General features: G+C 73.1%; 1 protein-coding gene and 1 pseudogene. Both read right to left on the bottom strand.

Annotated features, from left to right (window positions below; genetic code table 11):
- Positions 1-1,711 (bottom strand): annotated as a pseudogene (locus AOK23_RS06120) (type I polyketide synthase); the annotation flags it as partial.
- Between the two features lie 2 nt (positions 1,712-1,713).
- A partial coding sequence (locus AOK23_RS49440) for a polyketide synthase docking domain-containing protein (RefSeq protein ID WP_240496277.1) occupies positions 1,714-1,814 on the bottom strand: 101 nt, incomplete at its 3' end.
- Between the last annotated feature and the right edge of the window lie 124 nt (positions 1,815-1,938).

Raw genomic sequence — 1,938 nt, 5'->3', positions numbered from 1 at the left:
GAACAGAGCAGGCTGCGCCCACCCCGTCGACTCCAACACCTCAGCAGGGCCCTCGAACACGACCTCCTTCAAGGACCCCGGCAACAACCCCTCAAAGCCCGCACACACCTCGTCAAACGCAGCCGCGAACACCGGGAACGCCTCATACAGACCACGCCCCATCCCCACCCGCTGCGAACCCTGACCCGAGAACACCACCGCCAGACCACCGCCCGACGCGGTGGGCTGTACCAGGCCGGGTGCGTCCTCCGCCGCGACGAGGGCGCGCAGGCCGTCGGTCAGGGTGGGGAGGTCGGTGGCGGTGACGGCGGCGCGGTGTTCCATGAGGCCCCGCGTGGTGGCCGCCGAGGCGGCCAGGTCCGTGAGCCGCAGGTCGGGGTGGTGGTCGAGGTGGGCGAGGAGGCGGGCGGCCTGGTCGCGGAGGGCGGGCTCGCTGCGGGCGCTGAGCAGCACGGGCACGGCCGGGAGCGGTGTGCCCGGTGCCTGCTCGGGTTCGTCGGCCGGCCGTTCGTCCTCGGGTGCCTCCTCGAGGACGACGTGGGCGTTGGTGCCGCTGATCCCGAACGACGAGACACCCGCGCGGCGCGGGCGGCCGGCCCGCGGCCACTCCCGCTGCTCGGTGAGCACCCGTACCGCACCTGCCGACCAGTCCACCTGTCGTGTCGGCTGGTCGACGTGCAGGGTGCGCGGCAGTAGGCCGTGCCGCATCGCCATGACCGTCTTGATGACGCCGGCGACTCCGGCGGCGAACTGGGTGTGGCCGATGTTGGACTTGACGGAGCCGACCCACAAGGGCCGCTCGTCCGGGCGTCCTTGGCCGTAGGTGGCGAGCAGGGCCTGTGCCTCGATCGGGTCGCCGAGCCGGGTGCCGGTGCCGTGGGCCTCGACCGCGTCCACGTCGGCCGGGGAGAGACCGGCGTTCGCCAACGCGTCCCGGATCACCCGCTGTTGGGAGGGTCCGTTCGGCGCTGTCAGACCGTTCGACGCACCGTCCTGGTTCACCGCCGAACCCCGCACCACCGCCAGCACCGGATGACCGTTGCGGCGGGCGTCCGACAACCGCTCCACCACCAGCACTCCCGCGCCCTCGCCCCAGCCGGTGCCGTCGGCGCCGTCGGCGAACGCCTTGCAGCGACCGTCGGAGGCCGATCCGCCCTGGCTGTCGAACTCTCCGTAGATGGTGGGGGCCGTCAGGACGAGGACACCGCCGACGAGGGCGAGGTCACATTCGCCGCCGCGCAGGGACTGGGCCGCCAGGTGGAGGCCGACCAGGGAGGAGGAGCAGGCGGTGTCGACGGTCAGCGCGGGGCCCTCCAGACCGAGGAGGTAGGCGATCCGGCCGGACATGATGCTGGCGGGCAGGCCGGTGATGGCGTATCCGTCGGTGTTCTCCGGGGAGTCCCCAAGGAGGACGCCGTACTCCTGGGTGGCGCCGCCGACGAAGACGCCGGTGCGGGTGGAGCGCAGGGACAGCGGGTCGATGCCGGACCGTTCGATCGCCTCCCAGGACACCTCCAGCAGCAGCCGCTGCTGCGGGTCCATGGCCAGGGCCTCGCGCGGCGAGATGCGGAAGAAGCCGGCGTCGAAGTCCCCGGCGCCGGTGAGGAACGCCCCCTGGTGGCCGGGGTCGTAGGCGGGATGGTTCTCCCAGCCGCGGTCGGCGGGCGGGCCGGTCATGGCGTCGCGGCCCTCGGCGACCAGCCGCCACAGGNNGAGGCGGCCGAGGTGAGCCGCTCGTTCTGCCGGCGCAGCCTGTCGTTCTCCAGGAGAGAGGCGCGCAGTGCGTCGATGACCTCGTCGAGAGATGTGTTCATGCCGCTGGCTCCCACTGGTTCTGCCGCTGGGGGTGGACGCGAAGGGGCCCGGTCGGGAGGTGACCGTGGCCGGGTAGGGGCGGAGCCGTCCCCGCTAGGGGGCCGGACTCCGGCCCTACCCGGC

This window comes from Streptomyces torulosus, assembly GCF_001419765.1.
GTDB classification, from domain to species: domain Bacteria; phylum Actinomycetota; class Actinomycetes; order Streptomycetales; family Streptomycetaceae; genus Streptomyces; species Streptomyces torulosus.
Note: the sequence above shows the minus strand (reverse complement) of the source record. Positions and strands in the feature narration are given on the sequence as shown.